General features: G+C 41.1%; 20 protein-coding genes and 1 pseudogene. 14 read left to right on the top strand and 7 right to left on the bottom strand.

The genetic code is table 11. The annotated features are described in order from the left end of the window. The first annotated feature begins 100 nt into the window (after positions 1–100). Complete coding sequence (locus ACJZU6_RS00415; RefSeq protein WP_144396202.1) at positions 101–826, top strand: carbonic anhydrase; 726 nt, start codon at positions 101–103, stop codon at positions 824–826. 287 nt (positions 827–1,113) lie between these two features. Here the strand turns inward: ACJZU6_RS00415 and epmA are convergent, their stop codons facing one another. Further along, positions 1,114–2,085: an elongation factor P--(R)-beta-lysine ligase gene (gene epmA / locus ACJZU6_RS00420; protein ID WP_408900506.1), complete on the bottom strand. Its 972-nt coding sequence runs from the start codon at positions 2,083–2,085 to the stop codon at positions 1,114–1,116. A gap of 552 nt (positions 2,086–2,637) precedes the next feature. On the opposite strand from epmA, the gene frdA reads away from it, so the two are divergent. From frdA to frdD, 4 genes are read left to right on the top strand one after another with little or no spacing between them, the layout of a single operon-like run. Next, positions 2,638–4,461, top strand: a complete 1,824-nt coding sequence (gene frdA, locus ACJZU6_RS00425; protein WP_080158678.1) for a fumarate reductase (quinol) flavoprotein subunit — start codon at positions 2,638–2,640, stop codon at positions 4,459–4,461. Further along, positions 4,461–5,201, top strand: coding sequence for a succinate dehydrogenase/fumarate reductase iron-sulfur subunit (locus ACJZU6_RS00430; protein WP_080158679.1), 741 nt, complete (start codon positions 4,461–4,463; stop codon positions 5,199–5,201). Before frdA ends, ACJZU6_RS00430 begins: the two co-directional genes overlap by 1 nt. Positions 5,202–5,203: 2 nt before the next feature. After that, positions 5,204–5,587: a fumarate reductase subunit FrdC gene (frdC, locus tag ACJZU6_RS00435; RefSeq protein WP_080158680.1), complete on the top strand. Its 384-nt coding sequence runs from the start codon at positions 5,204–5,206 to the stop codon at positions 5,585–5,587. Between the two features lie 10 nt (positions 5,588–5,597). Next, on the top strand, positions 5,598–5,963 hold the full coding sequence (gene frdD, locus ACJZU6_RS00440; protein ID WP_080158681.1) for a fumarate reductase subunit FrdD: 366 nt from the start codon (positions 5,598–5,600) through the stop codon (positions 5,961–5,963). Between the two features lie 141 nt (positions 5,964–6,104). On the opposite strand, the gene efp is transcribed toward frdD, so the two are convergent. Further along, the gene (efp, locus tag ACJZU6_RS00445; RefSeq protein ID WP_045038111.1) at positions 6,105–6,671 is read right to left on the bottom strand and encodes an elongation factor P; all 567 of its coding nucleotides are present in this window, start codon (positions 6,669–6,671) and stop codon (positions 6,105–6,107) included. 33 nt (positions 6,672–6,704) lie between these two features. Here efp and epmB point away from each other — a divergent pair, with 33 nt between their 5' ends. The 3 genes from epmB to ACJZU6_RS00460 all read left to right on the top strand — a co-directional run bounded on the left by epmB (position 6,705) and on the right by ACJZU6_RS00460 (position 9,969). After that, positions 6,705–7,727, top strand: coding sequence for an EF-P beta-lysylation protein EpmB (epmB, locus tag ACJZU6_RS00450; RefSeq protein ID WP_080158682.1), 1,023 nt, complete (start codon positions 6,705–6,707; stop codon positions 7,725–7,727). 463 nt (positions 7,728–8,190) lie between these two features. Further along, positions 8,191–9,093 carry a 30S ribosomal protein S6--L-glutamate ligase gene (rimK, locus tag ACJZU6_RS00455; RefSeq protein ID WP_408900507.1) on the top strand — a complete coding sequence of 301 codons (903 nt, stop codon included), beginning with the start codon at positions 8,191–8,193 and terminating at the stop codon, positions 9,091–9,093. A 420-nt stretch (positions 9,094–9,513) separates the two neighbouring features. Next, positions 9,514–9,969, top strand: coding sequence for a molecular chaperone GroEL (locus ACJZU6_RS00460; protein ID WP_080158684.1), 456 nt, complete (start codon positions 9,514–9,516; stop codon positions 9,967–9,969). Positions 9,970–10,904: 935 nt separating this feature from the next. Here the strand turns inward: ACJZU6_RS00460 and groL are convergent. Both groL and ACJZU6_RS00470 read right to left on the bottom strand, forming a co-directional pair. Further along, positions 10,905–12,548, bottom strand: coding sequence for a chaperonin GroEL (groL, locus tag ACJZU6_RS00465; protein WP_080158685.1), 1,644 nt, complete (start codon positions 12,546–12,548; stop codon positions 10,905–10,907). A gap of 42 nt (positions 12,549–12,590) precedes the next feature. Beyond that, on the bottom strand, positions 12,591–12,881 hold the full coding sequence (locus tag ACJZU6_RS00470) for a co-chaperone GroES (protein ID WP_036788874.1): 291 nt from the start codon (positions 12,879–12,881) through the stop codon (positions 12,591–12,593). Positions 12,882–13,088: 207 nt separating this feature from the next. Between ACJZU6_RS00470 and ACJZU6_RS00475 the strand changes: the two genes are divergently transcribed. Then, positions 13,089–14,444: an MATE family efflux transporter gene (locus ACJZU6_RS00475; protein ID WP_408900508.1), complete on the top strand. Its 1,356-nt coding sequence runs from the start codon at positions 13,089–13,091 to the stop codon at positions 14,442–14,444. Between the two features lie 81 nt (positions 14,445–14,525). Here the strand turns inward: ACJZU6_RS00475 and ACJZU6_RS00480 are convergent, their stop codons facing one another. After that, positions 14,526–15,020, bottom strand: coding sequence for an FxsA family protein (locus tag ACJZU6_RS00480; RefSeq protein ID WP_080158687.1), 495 nt, complete (start codon positions 15,018–15,020; stop codon positions 14,526–14,528). Between the two features lie 448 nt (positions 15,021–15,468). On the opposite strand from ACJZU6_RS00480, the gene aspA reads away from it, so the two are divergent. From aspA to ACJZU6_RS00500, 4 genes are all read left to right on the top strand, one after another. After that, positions 15,469–16,929 (top strand): aspartate ammonia-lyase, encoded by a 1,461-nt coding sequence (gene aspA, locus ACJZU6_RS00485; RefSeq protein ID WP_080158688.1) that lies wholly within the window; start codon positions 15,469–15,471, stop codon positions 16,927–16,929. 113 nt (positions 16,930–17,042) lie between these two features. Then, positions 17,043–18,350 (top strand): anaerobic C4-dicarboxylate transporter, encoded by a 1,308-nt coding sequence (locus ACJZU6_RS00490; RefSeq protein ID WP_080158689.1) that lies wholly within the window; start codon positions 17,043–17,045, stop codon positions 18,348–18,350. A 138-nt stretch (positions 18,351–18,488) separates the two neighbouring features. After that, positions 18,489–18,992 (top strand): thioredoxin family protein, encoded by a 504-nt coding sequence (locus ACJZU6_RS00495; protein WP_080158690.1) that lies wholly within the window; start codon positions 18,489–18,491, stop codon positions 18,990–18,992. Between the two features lie 123 nt (positions 18,993–19,115). Continuing rightward, a complete protein-coding gene (locus ACJZU6_RS00500; RefSeq protein WP_080158691.1) occupies positions 19,116–19,760 on the top strand; it encodes a response regulator transcription factor in 645 nt (214 codons plus the stop codon). Between the two features lie 84 nt (positions 19,761–19,844). Here the strand turns inward: ACJZU6_RS00500 and ACJZU6_RS00505 are convergent. Continuing rightward, positions 19,845–21,710: pseudogene (locus tag ACJZU6_RS00505) on the bottom strand (PAS-domain containing protein); the annotation flags it as partial. Between the two features lie 199 nt (positions 21,711–21,909). Then, complete coding sequence (locus ACJZU6_RS00510; protein ID WP_408900509.1) at positions 21,910–23,088, bottom strand: 3-phenylpropionate MFS transporter; 1,179 nt, start codon at positions 23,086–23,088, stop codon at positions 21,910–21,912. Between the two features lie 359 nt (positions 23,089–23,447). On the opposite strand from ACJZU6_RS00510, the gene acs reads away from it, so the two are divergent. Further along, positions 23,448–25,397 (top strand): acetate--CoA ligase, encoded by a 1,950-nt coding sequence (gene acs / locus ACJZU6_RS00515; RefSeq protein WP_408900510.1) that lies wholly within the window; start codon positions 23,448–23,450, stop codon positions 25,395–25,397. Positions 25,398–25,662 lie beyond the last annotated feature (265 nt).

A 25,662-nucleotide genomic window follows, 5' to 3' on the forward strand; every position in this document is an offset into this window, starting at 1 on the left:
TATCAAATCAAAAGATTACTATGTTAACGTTAGTCCATCGTCTCACCGTTCAAGTGCTACGATTAGGTCGAGATAATTCGCATACTCAAAGGTAATCATCATGAAAAAAAATACAGTATCAGCGTTAGTACTCGCATTGGCGACTTGCTTCTCTCTTTCTGCACACGCCAATGCCGCATGGGGATATGGCGATCAACAAGGTACTGAACATTGGGTTGACAGTTACCCTGCTTGTGGTGGCGAAAACCAAAGTCCGATTGACATCCAATCACCAATTCAAGCCCAAACACAGCCATTACAAATTAGCTATGATGGCAAAATCACCAGCTTAACCAATAACGGTCACACGATAGAAGCCAATGTAAGTGGCGATAATACCTTGGTGATTGATGGTGATACGTACACGCTTAAACAGTTTCATTTTCATACCCCCTCTGAAAACTATATTGATGGCAAACAATATCCGTTAGAAGCGCATTTTGTTAACGTTGATGCCAGCGGCCATATTGCGGTTATTTCAGTGATGTTTGAAAATGGACCTCGTGCAAATAATGAATTAACCACCTTATTAAAAACCATTCCAACCAAGGGTGAAACAATTGACTTTAACGGTGATCTGACCCCTAACGCACTACTGCCACGTGAACGTCAGTATTTTCGTTATAATGGATCGTTAACGACACCGCCATGTACAGAAGGTGTTCGTTGGTATGTTATGCAAAGTCATCTCACCAGTTCTGCCGCTCAAATAGAACAGCTTAATCAAATGATGGGAGACAATAATCGTCCATTACAACCCATCAATGCGCGGATTGTGATCGACTAACAAACAAATGTAAATGATAATCAGTTGCAATAATAACAAGGGAGCGGTATAGTTGTTTTACGGTTAAAACGCCTTGAAATCCAACTCGTCGTTTAGCTTAATCATTATTACGCCAAATCAGATCTTCGATATAAAATGCACGTTCCCTCAGTATGAAACAAGTGATTAATCATTACTAATATCAACTGGTACATACTGGATATTTGATGACAAAAAAGCACGGTTATCATTACCGTGCTTTTTTACGTCTACATCTTTGGAATCAAGCTGTAAGATAAGAATAATATTTACGCTATTTCAATCGGGAAAGCGGTGACTTGATCAATATGATCGCGCTCTAATGCCAGCATAATCACGCGATCGATACCTAATGCAACCCCAGCACAATCAGGAAATCCAGCCCGTAATGCTTCAACAAGGTGCATGTCAATCGGCTGAGGTTGTAGCCCCATACTAATTCGTTTTTGGTTATCATCTTCAAAGCGCTGTAACTGCTCATCACCATTAGCAAGTTCATGAAAGCCATTGGCTAATTCTATGCCTTTGAAATAAACCTCAAATCGCTCAGCCACACGTGAATCTTGCGGATTTATCTGCGCCAAAGCTGCTTGCGATGCGGGAAAGTCATACACAAAAACTGGTACTTTTTTACCGATTTGAGCTTCAACACCAACGCTAAATAATAACTGTAGTAAGGTATCGCGATCTTGCTCTGGTTCTGCAATATCCGCCAACCCAAGTCGAGCAGCAACGGCTTTTAACTCAGCCATAGAACCATCAAGTGGACACACCGCTAACACGTCAATAAAGGCTTGTTGATAGGTCATTTTTTCTGCAGCGTCACAGCCTAATACTTGTTGTAACAACAAATCCATCTCAGCCATTAACTGATGATGATCAAACCCAGGTCGATACCACTCTAGCATTGTAAATTCAGGATTATGATAACGCCCAGATTCTTCATTACGAAATGACTTACAAATCTGGTAAATAGCACCACTGCCCGCTGCCAGTAAGCGCTTCATGTGAAATTCAGGACTGGTCATCAAATACAACGTTTGGCCAGCAGCATAGCCAGGGCCGACAAATTGGGTTTTAAACGCATGTAGATGTACATCCGTTACCGTCGCCTGACTCATCGCAGGTGTATCCACTTCAATAACATCACGATCGGCAAAAAACTGACGAATAGTCGCGAGTAAAACCGCTCGCTGTTTTAATTGAGAGATATCTGCGGTAGGTTGCCAAGGCTGAGACATAGCCGTTTCTTCTTATATAAAAGGAAATAATGACCTGATTTTAACAAAGTCACGATCTTAACCAAGTATTGCTCTAATTATATTTGCTTATAACCACGAATGATTATGAATATAAATGAACAGCATTAATAAAATGTCATATTATTATCATCAAAATAGACACTGCCCCCCCTCTCGACTTTCATAGTAATAACAAATAACACACAACCACTAGCGTAATAATCGAATTAAACATCCATTCTGTGCAGCCTATGGCTTATTAAATCTTTTGCCACCAAGCATTACAACGACATCATGAAACACATTATTAATGAGCCATAAACAATTGACGCCAAAGAAAACAAACTATTAACAATGAATAAACATGAAAATTTGTGACAATAATCACAAAGTCTGTAATCAGATTACATTTTTTGATTATTTCGTTAAAAAGACGCGTCTACATCATATTTTCTCTTAATGAGGTTTCATAAAATACGCGCTGGATTTCAAGGATAGGTACGCATGACGTACCTTTTCATTTTTTTACCGTCTTACCTTCGGAGGATAGCTGTGAAGACTATTACCACAGATATCGCTGTAATTGGCGCGGGTGGTGCAGGCCTACGTTCTGCCATCGCTGCTGCAGAAGCAAACCCAGAACTAGAAATTGCACTTATTTCAAAAGTCTACCCAATGCGCTCGCACACAGTTGCAGCTGAAGGTGGCTCTGCTGCTGTTATCAAAGACGAAGATAGCTTTGATAATCACTTCAACGATACCGTTGGTGGTGGTGACTGGCTATGCGAACAAGATGTGGTTGAATATTTCGTAGAGAATTCAACCCGCGAAATGATTCAAATGGAACAATGGGGCTGCCCATGGAGCCGTAAAGAAAACGGTGAAGTGAACGTACGTCGTTTTGGTGGTATGAAAGTTGAGCGTACATGGTTCGCGGCAGATAAAACTGGCTTCCATATGCTACACACCCTATTCCAGACTTCTATCAAATACCCACAAATCAAACGTTACGATGAATATTTCGTGGTTGATCTTCTAATTGAAGATGGCGAAGTTCAAGGTCTAATTGCGATTCACATGGCGGAAGGTGAGCTGGTTTGTATTAAAGCAAAATCAGTGATTCTAGCTACTGGTGGTGCAGGTCGCGTTTACCACTGTAATACTAACGGCGGTATTGTAACAGGCGACGGTATGGCAATGGCGTTCCGCCACGGTGTACCACTACGTGATATGGAATTTGTTCAATACCACCCAACAGGTTTACCAGGCACTGGTATTTTGATGACTGAAGGTTGTCGTGGTGAAGGCGGTATTATCGTTAATAAAAACGGTTACCGTTACCTACAAGATTATGGCATGGGCCCTGAAACACCAGTAGGCGAGCCAAAAAACAAATACATGGAACTGGGTCCTCGTGACAAAGTTTCACAAGCATTCTGGCATGAGCAGCAAAAAGGCAACACTATTCAGCACCCACTAGGTGATGTAGTAATGCTTGATTTACGCCACCTTGGTGAAGAGTACTTACATGAGCGTCTACCGTTCATCTGTGAACTCGCTAAAGCATACGTAAACGTTGATCCAGCAAAAGAGCCAATTCCAATTCGCCCAACCGTACACTACACCATGGGTGGTATTGAAACTAACGGTACCTGTGAGACCCGTATTAAAGGTCTATTTGCTGTTGGTGAATGTGCTTCTGTTGGTCTTCACGGCGCTAACCGCCTAGGCTCAAACTCACTGGCTGAGTTTGTAGTATTTGGTCGAGTTGCGGGTGAACACGCAGTTAAACGCGCTGAAGAATTCAAAGGTTGGAACGATGCTTCAATCAATACCCAAATAGACGCAGTACAAGCACGTATTGATGCCCTAATGGCACAAGAAGGTGATGAAAACTGGGCTCAAATCCGTACTGAAATGGGTCACACCATGGAAGCGGGTTGTGGTATTTATCGTCAACAAGATTTGATGCAAGCAACCATTGATAAGCTAGCAGAACTTAAGCAACGCTTTAAACATATTAGCATTCAAGATAAAGGCCAAGTCTTTAACACTGACCTGCTATATGCCATTGAAGTGGGTTACGGTCTTGATGTTGCAGAAGCAATGGCACACTCAGCGATTCTACGTACAGAATCTCGTGGTGCGCACCAACGCTTAGATGACGGTTGTACTGAACGTGATGATGTAAATTTCCTAAAACATAGTTTGGCATTCTACAACAATGGCGATGCGCCAATTATTGATTATAGCGATGTGAAGATCACGAAATCACAGCCAAAAGCGCGTTTATATGGTGCGGAAGCTGAAGCTCACGAAGCACATGAAAAAGCGCAGCAAGCAGCACAGTCAGAAGCTCAAGAGGAAAAGGCATAATGTCAGACAATCGCATTCAAAAAGTTGAAATTCTGCGTTATGACCCAGCGACAGATGCAGAACCGTATTTACAAGCATTTGAAGTACCGTTCAATGAAACGATGTCAGTACTTGATGCGCTTGGTTACATCAAAGACCACCTTGATAAGCATCTAAGCTACCGTTGGTCTTGCCGTATGGCGATCTGTGGTTCATGTGGCATGATGGTTAATGGCGTGCCTAAGTTGGCTTGTAAGAGCTTCCTGCGTGATTATCCTAATGGCGTTAAAATCGAACCATTAGCTAACTTTGCCATTGAAAAAGATTTAATTGTCGATATGACTCCCTTTATTGAGCGTCTTGAAGCAATTAAGCCTTACATTATCGGCAACGATCGTACGCCTGAAGACGGCACGAACCTTCAGACACCAGAGCAAATGGCAAAGTACAAGCAATTTGCTGGCTGTATTAACTGTGGCCTTTGCTACGCAGCATGCCCACAATTCGGTTTAAACCCTGAATTTATCGGTCCTGCTGCACTAACACTTGCACACCGTTATAACCTTGATAGCCGCGACCATGGTCAACATGAGCGTATGGAATTGATCAACAGTGAAAATGGTGCATGGGGCTGTACATTCGTGGGTTACTGTTCTGAAGTATGTCCAAAGAGTGTTGATCCAGCAGCAGCTGTAAACCAAGGCAAAGTGGAATCATCAAAAGATTTCGTTATTGCAATGTTGAAGCCTCAGGAGGCATAAGGATGAGCAACCGTAAACCTTACGTTCGTGAAATGACGCGTACTTGGTGGAAAGACAGTTCTTTCTACCGTTTTTACATGCTGCGTGAAGCAACTGTATTACCGCTAATTTTCTTTACTATCTGCTTAACCTTTGGCTTAGGTTGTTTAGTAAAAGGTCCTGAAGCATGGCAAGGTTGGCTAAACTTTATGGCTAACCCTATTGTGATCATTCTAAATATTATTGCGTTAGCGGGAAGTTTATTCCACGCACAAACGTTCTTTAGCATGATGCCGCAAGTGGTGCCAATTCGCATCAAAGGCAAGAAACTCGATAAGAAAATTATCGTTCTTGCACAGTGGGCAGTTGTTGCTGTCATCACTGCCATTGTTTTAGCGCTAGTTTAAGGAGCCGCTCGTGATTAATTTACATCCAAAACGTTCCGATGAGCCAGTATGGTGGAGTTTATTTGGTGCCGGTGGTACTTGGTTTGCAATGATCACGCCAGTCACTATTTTAGTGCTTGGCATCATGGTTCCACTGGGTATTATTAGCCCAGAAGCCGTTAGCTACGATCGCGCTGCAGATTTCGCAACCAGCTTTATTGGCGCATTATTTGTGATTGCAACCCTATCACTACCAATGTGGCATGGTATGCACCGTCTACACCATGGTATGCATGACCTTAAGTTTCATACTGGTGTTGTAGGTAAAATCGCTTGTTACGCTGCTGCGTTCTTAGTGACTGCCCTATCAATCATCTTTGTGTTCATGATTAAATAATCACTGATACACAATCTAAAAAAGCACCGCTTGCGGTGCTTTTTTTATGGCTGTTATTTAAAGATTTAAAACATCATAACCCTGAATTTCAGCCAACAAAAAAGGCCGCCAAAGCGACCTTTTTTAAAGCTCAATATGAATTTACTTCACACGGCTTACGTATTCACCTGAACGAGTATCAACTTTGATAACCTCGCCAATTGCGATGAATAAAGGAACACGTACTACAGCGCCTGTAGTTAGTGTCGCTGGCTTACCACCAGTACCTTGTGTATCGCCTTTAAGACCAGGATCAGTCTCTGTTACTTCAAGCTCAACAAAGTTTTGAGGAGTAACAACGATAGGGTTACCGTTCCAAAGCGTTAGCGTACACGCATCGTTTTCTACTAACCATTTCGCATTATCACCAACAGCTTTAACGTCTGCTGCGATTTGCTCAAATGTTTCATTATTCATGAAATGGTAGAATTCACCGTCGTTGTATAGGTAATCAAGTTCAGTATCGATTACGTCCGCAGCTTCAACTGATTCGCCTGATTTAAACGTTTTTTCAAGAACTTTACCTGAAATAAGTTTACGGATTCGTACGCGGTTGAACGCTTGACCTTTACCAGGTTTAACAAATTCGTTTTCGATAATGACACACGGTTCATTATCAAGCATAATTTTCATTCCGCTGCGGAATTCATTGGTGCTGAAAGACGCCATTCTAATCCTCTTAACATCTTCGAGTTGTATTTAATGTCGCATATCATACCCCGAAACGTGCCATCTGTTGAGCAAAACTGGCTGAATGATCTAGCTAATGCGATATCTGATCCCTTAAAGCTACTCAATTGGCTTAAAATTGATCCAACACCTTGGCAAAAAGGCCTTGCTGCTAAAAATTTATTCGCGCTTCGTGTTCCTATAAGTTTTGTCGAAAGAATGGAAGTTGGCAACCCATACGATCCATTGTTGCGCCAAGTACTGCCGTTAGAGCAAGAATTTGAGGTTCATCCAGGCTACTCAACCGATCCTCTTGATGAACAAGATAACCCCATTCCAGGGCTATTACACAAGTATCACAATCGTGTGTTGATGATCGTTAAAGGCGGTTGTGCAGTAAATTGTCGTTATTGTTTTCGACGCCACTTTCCTTATCAAGATAACAAAGGCAATAAAACCGTCTGGCAGCAAAGTATTGATTACATCGCAACCCAACCACACATTAACGAAGTGATCTTATCTGGTGGTGATCCACTAATGGCTAAAGATCACGAATTAACATGGTTGCTCGAACATATTGCCGCAATTCCACATATTAAACGGTTGCGTATTCACAGCCGCTTACCCGTTGTGATCCCACATCGCATCACACCAGCACTGTGTGAGTTATTTGCTAGCAGTCGTTTACAAATTATCATGGTGACCCATATTAACCATGCCAATGAAATCAATAATCAGCTAACCTCGGCGATGACACAGCTCAAGCAGGCTAAGGTTACCTTGTTAAACCAAAGTGTGCTCCTTAAAGGGGTTAATGACTCCGTCACAGCGCTAACAGACCTCAGCGAAGCCTTATTTGATGCTGGAATATTACCGTACTACTTACACGTACTGGATCACGTACAAGGCGCTGCACACTTCTTTGTCAGTGATCAACAGGCACGTATCTTAATGGCCGGATTAATCAATAATGTTTCGGGCTATTTAGTTCCAACATTAACCCGTGAAATAGGCGGTAGAAGCAGCAAAACCCCACTCGATCTTCACCTTGAATAACCGCTATTGATTGATATTCTTGCCCTTCGCCACCTAATTTCTCTGATTATTGCATCGAATTAATGCTGACTTGTTATTACGAGTCAGCAAAATCTCCACCTCAATATTAGCGAAAAACTCACAACGTACAGCTTTTCTAGCTAAAAACACCAAAAACATACACTTGTCTTTTTGCCTATAATAGGCCATACAATAAAGCGACGTAACCCATTGTTTTATAATAACCGTACAGCTTGTACAGCTTTACTAGCTATATATCTAAAAAGCTATTAGCCTATGATATTACTTTTAATTATCTACCAATTTTATTACACTTCACCATTAAAAAAAATCATCGTGGCAGATCTCGATTTTTTACTGATTTACGTGCATAGTCGCGCCTCATACAGCAGCCCTTTATCGTATTAGGCGTTCGCCAAACGTCGTCGCTGCTGCCAACTCGCTCCCTAACATGAGTATCGCAATGAAAATTGGCATTTTGTCACAGGACGCAAACTTATATTCAACCCGCCGTTTGCGTGAGGCTTGTCAACAACGAGGCCATGAAGCGGTTATTATCAATGCCCTTCGCTGTTATATGAATATCAACTCAGTTCAACCATCAATTCATTTTGAAGGTACTGATCTTATTGGCTTTGATGCCATCATTCCCCGTATTGGCTCAGACATTACCTTTTATGGTTGTGCTGTATTACGTCAATTTGAAATGATGGATGTGTTTTCTGTAAATCAATCTATTGCGATTTCACGCTCTCGTGACAAACTACGTTCATTACAATTATTGAGTCGCCAAGGTGTTGGCATGCCAATTACAGGTTTTGCAAGTAAGCCTGATGATGTATTGGACTTGATTAAAATGGTTAGCGGTGCGCCATTAGTTATCAAACTATTAGAAGGCACTCAAGGCATTGGGGTCGTACTTGCGGAAACTCAAAAAGCAGCGGAAAGTGTTATTGAAGCATTTATGGGCTTAAAAGCTCACATCATGGTTCAAGAATATATAGAAGAAGCTGGCGGTGCAGATATTCGTTGTTTTGTGATTGGCGATAAAGTTATCGCTTCAATGAAACGTCAAGCAGCAGAAGGTGAGTTCCGTTCAAACTTACACCGTGGTGGTAGCGCATCATTAGTTCGCATTACACCCGAAGAACGTAAAACGGCTATTGCTGCAGCAAAAGCTATGGGGCTCAGTGTCGCTGGCGTTGATTTATTACGATCTAAACGCGGACCACTGATCATGGAGGTAAATTCCTCTCCTGGTCTAGAAGGTATTGAAGCAGCAACAGGCAAAGATATTGCAGGTATGATCATTGATTATATTGAAAAAAATGCAGGAAAGAGCCGTCGTCACCTACAAAATCAATAAATTACAATCATTATGAATTTAATAAGCAGCCCTCACATGGCTGCTTTTTTTATCATTTAGCTAATAACGTTCATGTTTTTGAAAACAAAACAGCTAAAAGGTGTACATTTTCAACATCTTATTGTAAAAGAAAATGACCTCCATAAGCCATTGATATTAATCAAAAAATAACCGTACAGCTTTTTTTGTTTTTTACTCGACGAACTAAAGCTTTAGATTTACGATGTTGCAATTACTCAGTATTGCTATATTATTCAAAAAAATCCGCTTCAATACCGCCCTCAAAAAGACTGTTATCGATAATAAATGTGATCTTTAAAACACTCAGTAATCAAGGTGTTGATTAGTACTACCTCGTACAATCGAATTACGTTAACGTATAAGCCATATAGTGTTCATAAAACAAAGAAAGGATAAGTAATGATTGATTTTAATTATGCCGTTGAAATGGTAGAAGATGAACAGGCATATAGTATGGGGCAGGTAAATACTAATGACGTTCCAGCTGAAGCGCTTACCACTTACACCCAGCTACTTTCACAATTACTGCAACAGCCAGAACAAGGTAAGCGTTATGCCGGCTTTGGCTTTGAAGGCGCAGAAAAATTAGCATTCAGTGCCTTACAAATTACAGAGCACGATCAAATTGGTGCAGGAATGGTCTATAACCCAGATGATAATGGTGACAATTTTGTTTTAATTGGCCGTGTCTTCTTTAGCATCAAAGAAAGCAAGGTTTCATTCAACATGGAACCAAATGCTGATGATGTGCTAGTACAAGGTGATGTTGATTTACGAGGTTACATTCAATCATTTGTGATTTGCTTTATGGCTGCATGGGTCGCTTTAAATCAAGAACATCTACCTAACGAGTAAAAGCTATCTTTTCTCGCATACATATTTAGATTGCCTCTGTTTATTACAGGGGCTTTTTTATGCCGACAAGATTGACTGTCACCGTTGAGCGAATTTCAATCAACATGTACAGCGATATGTGATGATATCAGCTTTTTTATGTACTAATTTAAACGTTCCAACTTAACAACTCAATATACAGTTAACTCTTTGATTATAAACAATAAAAAACACGTACAGCTTTTCATGCTTTTTACCGTGTGAACTGTCCTTAAGCATGTTGTATTAACTTAGTCGCTATTACCTCTCTGTGAATAATTACATTTACCCCCGTTTTTAACCAGCACTATGAAATTTTAATATAATTTTGTACCGTTCAACTAAATACATTATTGGCAACTAAAAGCAATACAACTAGCATATTATTATATAAATACAAAATGTAATTAATTAATCAAAAATATATATTTAGTTAAAAAATATAATAAATTATCAAATAACACCTAAAACAATTTAAATAACGATAAACAGTAAAAAGATTAAATTAACATACAAAGCTGAACTTCATTTTATTTTATTTTTTATCCATATACTTAGTCCAATCATCATCCGTTTTAATTTATTAAGCACTTGGCTCTATCTCTATAATAAAGAAATATAATTACGCCTAACCATTAAAACACGATCACCTTTTAATCAAAAAAACAGCTAATAGGTGCACTAATTATTAAAATATTACATTATTATTTAATAACACTATAAGTAATTGTTTTTAATTGATTTTATTTTTGTGCAGCTTTTCGAGGAATATTCCCAATGAACTGTGCACATAAGATAGGTAACAATAAATGAAAGAAGACAAAATAATGGCAATAAAAAAGTCGAGCTATGCTCGACTTTTTTATGACGCGAATTTTTATAACAAAGAGACCGTTATCTCTACTGTTATAAATGGATTACATCATACCGCCCATGCCACCCATACCGCCCATGCCACCCATATCAGGCATAGAAGGAGCATCAGAGGCTTTATCAGTGATCATTGCTTCAGTAGTGATCATAAGACCCGCTACAGACGCTGCAAACTGAAGTGCTGAACGGGTTACTTTTGTAGGATCAAGAATACCCATATCAATCATATCGCCGTATTCGCCCGTTGCAGCGTTGTAACCATAGTTACCTTCACCAGCACGAACGTTATTAGCAACAACAGACTCTTCATCACCCGCATTCTTCACGATTTGACGAAGTGGTGCTTCCATTGCACGAAGTGCTACGCGGATACCCACATTCTGCTCTTCGTTATCACCAACAAGGTTAACAACTTTAGATGCAGCACGAATAAGTGCTACACCACCACCTGCAACCACACCTTCTTCAACCGCAGCACGAGTTGCATGTAATGCATCTTCTACGCGATCTTTCTTCTCTTTCATTTCAACTTCAGTTGCTGCACCGACTTTGATAACAGCTACGCCGCCAGCAAGTTTAGCGACACGCTCTTGAAGTTTTTCTTTGTCATAGTCAGAGGTTGCATCTTCGATTTGTTGACGAATTTGTGCAACACGACCTTGAATCATGGTTTCTTCACCAGCACCATCAATAATAGTAGTGGTTTCTTTAGTGATAGTAATACGCTTAGCTTGACCAAGATCTTCTAGTTGAACTTTCTCAAGCTCTAGACCAATCTCTTCAGAGATAACAGTACCCGATGTTAGGACTGCAATATCTTGTAGCATTGCTTTACGACGATCACCAAAGCCAGGCGCTTTAACAGCAGCAACTTTAACGATACCGCGCATGTTGTTCACAACCAATGTTGCTAGCGCTTCGCCTTCAACGTCTTCTGCAACGATAAGTAGTGGACGAGATGCTTTTGCTACGCCCTCTAGTGCAGGAAGAAGCTCACGAATATTCGATACTTTCTTATCAACCAATAGGATAAATGGACTTTCTAGATCCACAGAACCCGCTTCTTGGTTGTTGATGAAGTATGGAGATAGGTAACCACGGTCAAACTGCATACCTTCAACAACATCTAGCTCGTCTTGAAGTGCTTGACCTTCTTCAACCGTAATAACACCGTCACGGCCTACTTTTTCCATTGCTTCTGCAATAAGGTTACCAACAGTTGTGTCAGAGTTTGCAGAGATAGTACCTACTTGCGCGATTGCTTTAGTATCAGCACAAGGAACAGATAATGCTTTTAGTTCTTCAACCGCAGCAATAACCGCTTTGTCGATACCACGCTTAAGATCCATTGGGTTCATACCCGCAGCAACAGCTTTTAGACCTTCAGCAATAATTGCTTGAGCAAGTACTGTTGCTGTTGTTGTACCGTCACCCGCCGCGTCATTCGCTTGCGAAGCCACTTCTTTAACCATTTGTGCGCCCATGTTTTGGAACTTGTCTTCCAATTCAATTTCACGCGCTACAGATACACCATCTTTAGTGATAGTGGGTGCACCAAATGATTTATCAAGCACAACATTGCGACCTTTAGGCCCTAATGTTACTTTTACCGCATCAGCCAGAATGTTGACACCTTCTAGCATTTTAATTCGTGCGTCGTTACCAAACTTAACGTCTTTAGCAGCCATCTTGGGATTTCCTTTCTTAATTCTTAATTTAATGTGATCGGATTATTCAACGATTGCCATAATGTCATTTTCAGACATGATAAGAACTTCTTTACCGTCAATTTTTTCAGTCTTAGTGCCGTAGCCTTCTGCAAAAATAACCACGTCGCCCACTTGTACATCTAGTGGTTGTACGGTGCCATTTTCTAGAATGCGACCTTTACCTACAGCAAGGATTTTACCGCGAGTAGATTTTTCAGCCGCAGAACCAGTTAACACGATGCCACCGGCAGACTTAGATTCAACTTCTTGGCGTTCAACGATAACTCGGTCGTGTAAAGGACGAATGTTCATTGGTCGTCTCTCCTGATAATTAAGGTAATGTCCATGATTTGAAGCCCACAAGCACTCACTTGTATGACTTTCTATATGGTTAAGATGTTGGGTCTAATTTCTAAATCCCAAGGTTAAGAGCGCTTTTTTTTGTTATTTATTTGAGAAATTTTGCCCGATCACACACTTTGCATTAGGGTATGCAGGCATCCTTATTTTGAGACCATTATGGCAACATTACCCAAGTCAGATAAACATGGATTATTATCGGCTCCCATTCATGACGCATTACGACGTTTAACCGTGCCAATGGTGTTTGGCATGATCGCGATTTTAATGTTCAACTTAGTTGATACTTTCTTCATTTCACGATTGGGTACCAATGCACTCGCCGCCGTCAGTTTTACCTTTCCCGTCACTTTTGGCTTGAACTGTATCACTATGGGAATGAACGTTGGCATATCAACCAGTATTGGACGCATGCTTGGTCAAGGTGATAATCACAGTGCCGCACGTATAACCAATCACGGATTGTTACTGAGTCTATTGTTGATGATCATAGGATCGATTATCGGTTTGCTCACTATTAAACCGTTATTTACTTTAATGGGTGCGTCAGCTGAGTTATTGCCCATTATCGAACAATATATGACAGTGTGGTACATCGCGATCCCATTACTGGTGATCCCGATGGCTGGCAATAGTGCTATTCGTGCCACTGGCGATGCCAAAAGTCCCGCCAAGATCATGGTGATCGCGGGGGTCATGAACGGCTTATTAGATCCATTATTGATCTTTGGTTATGGTCCGGTTCCTGCTTTAGGTGTAAAAGGTGCTGCTATTGCCAGTGGCATAAGTTGGGTGTTTGCGCTTATTGTTTCACTACATCTGCTTTATAACCGCGAAAAATTACTGATTGTTCCGCAATGGCATGCATTAAAAAGCGATTGGCAGCAAATATTACACATTGGTGTACCTGCTGGTTTATCGACAGCCCTAAATCCACTTTCTGGCGCCTTATTAATGGCGATGCTAGCAAGCCAAAGCACAGCTTCGGTGGCCGCTTATGGCGCAGCAATGCGAGTTGAATCATTATTAGTGATAGTCATGATGGCACTTAGCTCTGCATTAATGCCTTTTATGGCACAAAACTTAGGCGCACAAAAGCCACAGCGCGCATTTAGTGCATTATTTGCCGCAATGCATTTTGCTATTGGATTTCAACTACTGGTATTTGTTGCAATGGTGCCTCTGAGCATGCCACTGGCTGCACTTTTTTCAAAAGATGCCATGGTTCAAAATCAGCTGTGGCATTACTTATTAGTGGTGCCTGCAAGTTATGGATTACAGGCAATTTGTATGTTGCTAATTAGCGCCCTCAATGCGCTACACAAAACCATTAATGCTCTATGCTGGAATCTATTACGACTCTTTGTGTTATTAGTGCCTCTCGCATGGTTTGGCAGTCATCTTTATGGTACCAAAGGGCTCTTTATTGGTATCGCCATCGCCAATATGATCAGCGGCATTGGTGCTTATTTATATGCTCGAAAACTACGAAAAAAACAGCTATCACTTGCTTAATTAATATGAATAGCATGAATAAAAAAAAGCAGCCATGGCTGCTTTTTTATTAATACTATATTTGTTTATTTAATGTTGCGGCTACGGTAAACGATGCTGGGAATTGTTATTATCATGATTATCTGTGCGCTCATATTCACCATCAAATACATCACCATTAGCAGCATCATTTGAATGACGATGATGTGAAAAACCGCCACCAAAATGAGTAAAGTTACTTTTTAACGTGACTTTTTGCATTAATAATTGTGCTACTTTAGCCCGTGACGGCGGCAATAATAAAACTAAACCTAACGCATCAGTCATAAATCCAGGTGTTAATAATAAAACACCCGCAACCGCAAGCAACATCCCTTCGACAATTTCTTGGGTTGGCATTTCGCCTTGTTGCAACTTGTTTTGAACCGACGTTAACGTCGCAATACCTTGGCTTCTCACTAACGAAGCGCCAATCACTGCGGTAAAAAAAACAATGGCTATTGTTGGCCATAATCCCAATAAGCCACCCACTTGAATGAATAAGCCAATTTCAACCATTGGCACCACAATAAACAGTAACATTAGTAGTGGAAACACACCCCGCCCCTTATCTTTAAATGATTTTATGCTGATGCTCTACCATAGACATTACCTGATTATCCGTTTAATTACTCATGACAAATTTCATTCTTCACTTCAAATATGTTAACAAATGCAACAAAAACACAATTTGAGTTGGTTCCAAAAAATACAAAGCCACACCTACAATTTGTTCACATCTTGTCATTTTTATTCATTTTACGTGTAAAATGACGCGCTACTGTTAACAGAAAGTGTGAAAGAGATCGCGTTTCTGTGCAAAGATTAACAAGCCCTCGTAAAAAGTGATCTGGATTATGTTTTTAGCGGTTGAGGGGAGTATTATCGGCACCAATTAAGGTGTCAGGTATGATCATCTCGCCACAACTTTGCGACAATGGATTATCGCTACAACTGTTGGCTTACTTATTGATTTTAATTATGAAGTTTTGCAAAGGGCTATATTATGTCTCAGATGATTGATCTTGAAAAAAATAAAGCAACAATCAATGTCGCAACTCGTATAGAAGAAGATTTACTTGGCGAACGCCATGTTCCTGCAGATGCTTACTGGGGTATTCATACTCTACGCGCAATTGAGAACTTCAATATTTCTAACACAACAATTTCTGATGTTCCTGAATTTGTACGTGGTATGGTTTTCACCAAAAAAGCAGCAGCAATGGCCAACAAAGAGCTTGGCGCTATTCCTTCTGACATTGGTAATTACATTGTTCAAGCCTGTGATCTTATTCTTGAAAGCGGCCGTTGCATGGATCAATTCCCATCAGACGTTTTCCAAGGTGGTGCTGGCACATCAGTCAACATGAACACCAACGAAGTTATTGCTAACCTTGCACTTGAAATCATGGGTGAAGAGAAAGGTCGTTACGACATCGTTAACCCAAATGATCACGTAAACAAATCACAATCTACTAACTGTGCTTACCCAACAGGTTTCCGTGTTGCCGTTTACAACAGCATCATCAGCATGTTAGAAGCACTAGATTACCTAAAAACAGCATTTGATGTTAAAGCAACTGAATTTGCTAGTGTATTGAAAATGGGCCGTACTCAACTTCAAGACGCAGTGCCTATGACGGTAGGTCAAGAATTCCATGCTTACGGCGTACTACTAAAAGAAGAAATCAAAAACCTTCAATACACAGCACAACTACTACTTGAAGTTAACCTTGGCGCAACAGCGATCGGTACTGGTCTAAACGCAGCAACAGGTTACCAACAACTATCAGTTCAACGTCTTGCTGAAATTACAGGTTTACCTGTTGTTGCTGCAGAAGATTTAATCGAAGCAACATCAGACTGTGGCGCTTACGTAATGGTTCACGGCGCACTAAAACGTACTGCCGTTAAATTATCTAAAATTTGTAACGACTTACGTTTACTTTCTTCAGGCCCACGTACTGGTCTAAACGAAATTAACCTACCTGAAATGCAAGCGGGCTCTTCAATCATGCCAGCGAAAGTAAACCCAGTTATCCCTGAAGTGGTTAACCAAGTTTGCTTTAAAGTTATTGGTAACGACACCACTATTACTTTTGCAGCAGAAGCGGGTCAATTACAGTTAAACGTAATGGAGCCCGTTATTGGTCAAGCGATTTTCGAGTCAATTAGCCTACTTAAAAATGCATGTATCAACCTACGTGATAAGTGCATCGAAGGCATTACTGTTAATAAAGAAGTTTGTGAAAGCTACGTCTTTAACTCAATCGGTATCGTTACTTACTTAAACCCATTCATTGGCCACCACGAAGGTGACATTGTTGGTAAGATTTGTGCTGAAACAGGTAAGAGCGTACGCGAAGTCGTGCTTGAGCGTGGATTGCTGACTGAAGAGCAATTAGATGATATCTTCTCTATCGAGAACTTAATGCATCCTCAATATAAAGCTAAACGTTATAACTAAACACGTTAACGCCTGAGAATACCAGCGGATTGTCACTTGATTATCCGCTTTTTTTTTGCAACTAAATCCTCTTTTTGATTTTTATCTTTTAAACTTTAGACAGGAAAAATTCTATGACTGGAATTGAACTCTTGGTCGTTCTGGGCTTTATTTATTTAGGTTCGAGAATTGGCGGTATTGGTATCGGTTTTGCCGGCGGTGCTGGTGTGTTGGTGTTATCACTCGTTTTTGGTATGCCCACCAGTGAATCATTAATCCCTATCGATGTTATTCTTATTATCATGTCAGTAATCACCGCTATTGCAGCAATGCAAGTTGCCGGTGGTATGGATTGGCTAGTAGAAATTGCTGAAAACTTCCTTCGAAAACACCCTAAACGCATCACTTTCTATGCACCTATCGTTACTTATTTGATGACAGTATTAGCAGGTACTGGACACACGGCTTTTTCAACACTTCCTGTTATTGCCGAAGTAGCTAAAGGCCAAGGCATTCGCCCTTCACGTCCCCTTTCTATTGCCGTTATTGCATCACAGATCGCGATCACTGCTTCACCTATTTCTGCAGCTGTGGTGTTCTTCTCTGGTATCCTTGAACCTGTGGGTGTGAGTTACATAACTCTACTTGCTATTTGTATTCCAACAACCTTTATTGCTTGTATGGTCGGCGCTTTTGTCGCTAACTTTATGGGTTGTGAACTAAAAGATGATCCCGTTTATCAAGATCGTTTAGCAAAAGGCTTAGTTAACATTGAGCAAAAAGGTAAACGTGAGATTAAACCAACCGCACGCAAAGCGACCTATATCTTTATTACTGCAATTGTACTTGTGGTTTGTTATGCCGCAGCTATCTCTCACTCTATCGGTTTAATTACCGATCCAACACTGGGTCGTAACGAAGCGATCATCGCCGTGATGTTAACATCTGCTGCGGTAACAGTATGGGTAACTAAAATTGATGCAGCTGAAATTCCATCAGCACCAACATTCCGTTCTGGCATGACAGCTTGTATTTGTGTACTTGGTGTGGCATGGCTTGGCGCGACGTTCGTAAATGCGCACGTTGATGGTATTAAAGAAGTGGCGGGTTCACTATTAAGTAGCCACCCTTGGATGCTAGCATTAATTCTATTCTTTGCTTCAATGTTACTTTATTCACAAGGCGCAACCACAACAGCATTAATGCCAGCGGCTCTTGCTATTGGCGTAGCACCATTAACTATGGTGGCTTCTTTTGCGGCTGTTAGTGCACTGTTTGTATTACCGACTTACCCAACGCTACTCGCGGCAGTAGAGATGGATGACACCGGCTCAACGAGAATTGGTAATTTGGTCTTTAACCACCCATTCTTTGTTCCTGGGGTTGTTACTATTTCGACATCAGTGGCTTTAGGCTTCTTGTTTGGTAGCTTTATTTTATAATTGGCTATTAATAATGAATGATTAAAAAGCTGCTTTCGAGCAGCTTTTTTTTTGCAGGTCATAAATCATTGCTAAACTGATGATAAGGTCATATGTGCTTACGTATAACCAAACCAACGACAATAAGGATGTTATTGGGTGGCAAATATTAAAACAAAACATGTCTTAGTGATATTAATCATAACAGCCATAACCATAGTGAGTGGCTACTTACTTAATAGTAAACCAAACCCCGTTATACTTACCTTTACAGCCGTTAATTCAATCTCTGAACTCAAACAGGCACTTAAAGTAGCCACTCAACAACAACGTCCAGTACTACTCGATGTTTATGCAGAATGGTGCTCGCCCTGTATAGCTTTAACTCAACAGACATTCCCTGCTGCAAATGTTATTCCTCAACTCAAAAAATTCACGCGCTTGAAAGCCAATGTTACGGCCAATACCCGTGCTGATATTGCATTAATGCATCACCTTAACGTAATTGGTTTTCCCAGTTTATTATTCTGGGATACACAAGGAAATCCATTACCACAAGTAAAAATAAATGGTTTTATTAATGCCGATAGTTTTAGTCGTCATTTACAACAAGCGATCATTTTCCCCACACCCTCATCAGCCTCACAAAACCATGCGCAATAACCCCTCAAATTACAAAAGCGCGTACTCAAGCATGATCAAGATCCAATCTCAACGGTGAGTAAATTGCGCCTTTGTTACTGAAATGTTAGCGTAAAACACTAATAATAAGAAATAGGCTCAACTATGGACGTTCAATACACCATTGTTATCGCCGATGATCATCCCTTGTTTCGTAACGCTCTCTTGCAGTCGATTCATATGGCCATCAGTGATACCCACCTCCTAGAAGCTGATTCGCAGAATTCGTTATTTTCACTATTAGAGAAAACGAAGGATATCGACTTACTGTTACTCGACCTCAAGATGCCGGGATCTAATGGCATATCAGGTCTGATCCAGTTACGACAACAGTACCCAGAACTGGCTATTGTGGTTATTTCAGCGAGTGAGGAAACGGAAGTTGTGCAGCAAGTTTATAACCATGGTGCATTTGGTTTTATCCCTAAATCGAGTGATATGCAGGTATTGCTAAATGCCTTAAAACAAATCATTAATGGTGAACCTTACTTTCCGACAACCCTCAATGACACCCATTATATCCACCAGCAGTTACCCACTAAAATTGCGACGTTAACCCCACAGCAATATAAAGTATTAACCATGCTGACAGAAGGCTTACTCAACAAACAAATTGCCTATGATCTCAATGTCTCAGAGGCAACAATCAAAGCACATCTAACCGCTATTTTTCGAAAACTTGACGTTAAAAATCGCACTCAGGCGGTGATCTTATTACAACAATTAGAACTTCATTCACTCGCCCAATAATACTCACCAATGCCGCCATTGATCTCACTTTTATCCACTGACCTAATGACGCTCTAATGTGAGCGTCATTACCGGTATTTATCATCAACACTTAACACGCTTACTCAGCAAACATTGATTTAATATCGCCCGTAATTTAAGTGCCTTAACCGGCTTACTTAAAAAACTAAACCCTTGTTGACGAATCAATGCTTGTTTTTCAGTTAGCCTATCAGCACTAATCAAGACACCTTTAAAAGGGAGTTTAAGTTGAGATCGGCATAGTTGTAATATTTCTAATCCTGTTTGGTGCTTTGCAAGATGATAATCACTGATGATCACCTCAGGCTGCCAACCCTCAGCTAATAACGTTAGAGTCTGTATTTTATTCTCGGCAATACGTACCTCACAATGCCACAATTCTAATAGCGTCATCATCGCATCTAGAATCTCAGGTTCATTATCAATACAAAGTACCTTCAATCCACCTAATGACGAGCTCGATGCTGACGGTGATACCATTGCAGATAGAGGCAAGATTGATGCTGTGGTTCGTGGTACAGATAAAGAAAAGACAGTGCCTTGCTGCGGCCATGACCGTAGCCCTAATGGATGGTGTAATACACGAGATATTCCACGAGCAATCGCAAGCCCTAATCCTAAACCGTGTTCAGCCTCCGTCTGATCCATGCGGGTAAATTCATCAAATATATCAGCCTGCTTCTCACGCTCGATACCCGGACCATTATCCCAAACCTCAATTAAAATCCGTTCACCTTGACGACGTACACCTAATAAAACCCGTCCTTTAGGGTTATAGCGAAAAGCATTAGTTAGAAAATTTTGTAATACTCGCCGAAGTAATTTACTGTCCGAAAGGATCACCGCCTCACTCATCACCACGCTAAAATCGATCTGCTGTTGTTGAGCTAATACACCAAATTCAGCTTGTAATACACTCAATACATCACTGACTCGTAGTGGCATAACGTGAGCTTCCAGCTTACCGGCTTCTAGGCGTGAAACATCTAATAGATCGCCAATCAAATCTTCAGCAGCGCTTAACGCACTAGTGATATGAGCCGCGAGACGAGCACTTTGTGGATCAGAACTTACCTCAACGAGTGATGATGAAAATAATCGAGCGGCGTTAAGCGGTTGCATTAAATCATGGCTGACCGCAGCTAAGAATCGGCTTTTAGAATGCGCTTGAGATTCTGCCTGTTGAGTTGCAACAACCAATTGCTGATTTAATTGTTCTAATTGTTGCGTGCGTTTTTTTACTCGCGCTTCTAGGTTTTCATTTGATTCTTTTAATGCCATTTCAGCTTGGCGAAACGCCGTAATATCACTAAAACTCATTACAAAGCCACCATTTGGCATTGGATTACCTTGAACCTCAATAACCTGTCCATCAGCACGAACTCGGGATGAAGTATGCGGAGTTCTTTGTTGTAGATGCTGAATTCGCTTGGCAACATGCAGTTCCGAATCGCCACTACCACACAACCCTTGATTGGCATTATGCCGAATCACGTCAGCAATCGGACGTCCTACCTGAATTAATCCAATCGGAAATGAAAATAACTCAAGGTAACGTTGATTCCATGCCACCAGCCGTAATTGGTTATCAACCACAGCGATGCCCTGACTAATATGTTCAATTGCGCCTTGTAATAAACCACGACTAAAATCAAATATCTCAGACGCTTCATCAACAATGGTTGCCACATCCTCTAATTGCATGTCACGGCCTTGCAATGCAGAAGTAAGCACCAACTTTGCCGATAGCTCACCAAAAACAGATGCTAGCACTTGTTCTGTATGTGAAATCATTGCAGGTGATGCTTGCTGTTCAGCAACAAGCTGACATTGTTGCTGCTTGGAAAATTGAGCAAAAGCGTGTTGAATACGTTTACGTCCAACAAACCTTGCTGCTAAGAGTTCAAGCTCCCTTACAGTAATTTGTGCATCCATTCTCAATCTTCCTTCATTGTCCTTGTACCACTGTAACGGAGTTATTAACCTTGGCTCAATTGAGATCGGTCACAAAAATGAAGCGAAGATGTATTTTCAGCGGCCACTAGCGGTATTTTTAGCAATAAAAAAAGCGCATCCATTAAAGGATGCGCTCGTTATTACTATTTAGATTGGACTTACAAGCGTGTACTTAGGCTTGATTCATTTGTGGTGTAAGTGTCTGTGGCTGCTTACCTGGTAATGGTAAACGGATGAAGAATACAGGCACAGCCATAACGGCCATGACCCAGAACACATCAGCCCCCCAATCACCATAAACCCAACCACTGATTGAGGTTAGAATTGCCATCACCGCCCCTAGCGGAATCGCATTATACAATGACTGTAGTGCCACCATATGATTGCTAGGTGAACGCTCGATATAACGAATTGCGGCTAAGTGAGCCGCAGCAAATGTCACGCTGTGTAATGACTGCACCGCAAACATTGCCCATTGATCAGTAATGGTCGCCGTTAGGCCCCAACGTACTAACACGCCCACAGCAGCTAAACGGAACATATTATTAATAGACCAGTTAGCAAATAAGCGCTTACTTACCAGAAACATGCCGACTTCAGCGGCAACACTAAAACTCCATAAGTAACCAATCACCGATTCATTAAAGCCTATTTTCTGCCAATAAATCGAACTAAAACCATAATATGCTGCATGGCTCCCCTGCAATAATGCTGCAATTAGCATTAATTTAATCACTGAACTATCACGTAAAATATTCATTAATGCAGGACGTGTTTGCTGATGGCTATCAACATCAACAGGCATCACCGCAGGGTTACGGGCTGCCATTAATTGTGCGAAACCTAAGCCTGCTAATGCAACCCAAGGAATAATATCAGCCCCATAACGTTGCGCGAGAATGCCGACAACGGTAGAGCCTGCAATAAAGGCAATAGACCCCCATAAACGGGTACGTCCATAATCTAAATGGCCTTCTTTAGCATAGTGGTTTGTTATTGCATCAGAGATAGGTACGATAGGACCAGCAGATAAATTAAACAACACCGTGACGGCTGCCAGAGCCCAGAGGTTACCACCACACACAATATAAATAATACATGCCACTAACCCTAGTAACGTAAAGCCACGTAAGGCTGGAATTAAATGTTCGACTTTATGGATCCGTGGTGTAATCACTAAATTAGCAATACAACGCACAGCAAAACCTAAGCCTAGTAACAAGCCAATATCAGAATCATCGACCCCTATATGTTTAAACCAAATCGCCCAAAAGGGTAAATAGACCCCATAAGAAAAGAAAAATCCCAATAGATATTGGGATGTCCAGCCATAAGGCTTACTTTTAAACATAATAAATCTCAAAGTGTGGTAGATGAAAAACCGCTCTATTATGCCGTAAATTAACCACAACGCCGCAATGGTTCAGTGATGTTTACTCTAAAATAACAAATATTCGCAACCTAATTGCGACAGCGATCACACTCAATATCAATCCATTATTCAGTTAATGGCATAAGCAGTGCACAAAATACAATGTAACCCACGTGCAACAGCATAAGCTCATCAAATTACACCGTGATCTCATCCTAAAGTCTAATTGTCGAGACCGTGAGAATCCTCCACTTTAACCATTAATATCACTTAAAACGGTGGTTATTCAATATCACGACCATCACCCCAGTAAGGGAAAAAACTCAAGGAGAACAGGGATGAGTGAGGTTCATATTTATCCAGTTGATAATGCAATAGTGAATAACGCCCATATCAACCACGACCAATATCGTGAGATGTACCAACAATCAACGATTAACCCTCAAGGCTTCTGGCGTCAGCATGGTCAAATCATTGATTGGATCACCCCATACACCAAAGTGAAAAACACCTCATTTGATAGTGGTCATGTCAGCATAAAATGGTTTGAAGATGGTGAACTTAACGTTTCAGCCAATTGTATTGATCGCCATCTTGCTGATCGTGGCGATCAAGCGGCGATTATTTGGGAAGGCGATGATCCTAATGATGATGCCACCCTAACCTATAATGATCTTTACCAACAAGTCTGCCAATTTGCTAACGCCCTTAAAAGCCAAGGGGTACGTAAAGGTGATGTTGTATGCCTTTACATGCCAATGGTCGCAGAAGCTGCGGTTGCCATGCTGGCATGTACTCGTATTGGCGCGGTACATACTATTGTCTTTGGTGGTTTTTCCCCTGAAGCCCTCGCTGGTCGTATTATTGATTCTAATGCAAAAGTTGTGATCACCGCTGATGAAGGGGTGCGTGGTGGGCGAGCCGTTCCTTTAAAACAAAATGTTGATGATGCTCTCGCTAATCCATTGGTTACCAGCGTTGAAAAAGTAGTGGTCTTTCAACGCACTGGTGGTGACATTGAATGGCACAGTGAACGTGATGTGTGGTGGCATCAAGCAACAGCTGTCGCTTCTAATCACTGCGCACCTGAGCCAATGAATGCTGAAGACCCACTGTTTATTCTCTACACCTCCGGTTCAACAGGTAAGCCTAAAGGCGTGTTGCACACCACAGGTGGCTATCTGGTTTATGCCACCATGACCTTTAAATATGTTTTTGACTACCAACCCGGTGAAGTCTATTGGTGTACTGCCGATGTTGGCTGGATCACAGGTCACAGCTATTTGGTTTATGGCCCTCTTGCCAATGGCGCGACCACGGTTTTATTTGAAGGTGTACCGAATTATCCATCCACTAGCCGAATGAGTGAAGTGGTTGATAAACATCAAGTCAACATCCTCTATACTGCCCCCACTGCAATTCGCGCGTTAATGGCAAAAGGTGATGAAGCGATTACAGGAACTCACCGTTCATCATTACGGATCATGGGATCTGTCGGTGAGCCAATTAACCCAGAAGCATGGGAATGGTATCACCGTACCATTGGTGATAGCCGTTGCCCGATTGTTGACACCTGGTGGCAAACAGAAACTGGCGGCATTCTTATCAGCCCACTACCTGGTGCAACGACACTTAAACCAGGCTCAGCAACGCGACCATTTTTTGGTGTACAACCAGCATTAGTTGATAACGTCGGTAATATCCTTGACGGTGCGACTGACGGTAACCTTGTAATGACCGATTCATGGCCGGGACAAATGCGTACATTATGGGGTGATCACGAACGGTTTGAACAAACCTACTTCTCAACCTTTCCCGGAATGTATTTCTCTGGTGATGGCGCTCGACGTGATGAAGATGGTTACTATTGGATCACAGGTCGAGTTGATGATGTGCTAAATATTTCAGGTCACCGTATGGGAACCGCTGAGATTGAATCGGCTTTAGTCGCTTTTGATAAAATAGCAGAAGCGGCGATCGTCGGCGTCCCTCATGCCATCAAAGGTCAAGCGATTTACGCGTATATCACCCTTAATGATGGTGAATATCCAAGTGCTGAATTACATAAACAAGTTAAAGATTGGGTACGTAAAGAAATAGGGCCAATTGCTACTCCTGATTTTCTTCACTGGACAGATTCATTACCTAAAACTCGCTCTGGTAAAATTATGCGCCGAATTCTACGCAAAATAGCAACCGGAGATACTGGATCTCTAGGGGATACATCAACACTCGCAGATCCAAGTGTGGTTGATAAACTGATAGCAGAAAAACAACAATTATTCTAAATCGTGCTTATCCCTAAAAAAGCAATCTAACTAAGATCAAAAGACCGCAACTGTGGTCTTTTTTTATGCAGTTATTAATGATAATTTAAATCGAATTCAGCTTAGGATAAGCTAGTTAACGCTAAAATATCGCGTTAACCTATTCGATATTGATAATATTTTTTAAAAAAGCCTCATTAAATAAGCTTATTAATGATCTTTTTTAAGCCCAATTATCACACCGTAATAATAACTGACGAAAACACAGTTTTATTACTAAATTCTT

Origin of the sequence: Photobacterium piscicola, assembly GCF_046058925.1 — a bacterium.
GTDB classification, from domain to species: Bacteria; Pseudomonadota; Gammaproteobacteria; order Enterobacterales; family Vibrionaceae; genus Photobacterium; species Photobacterium piscicola.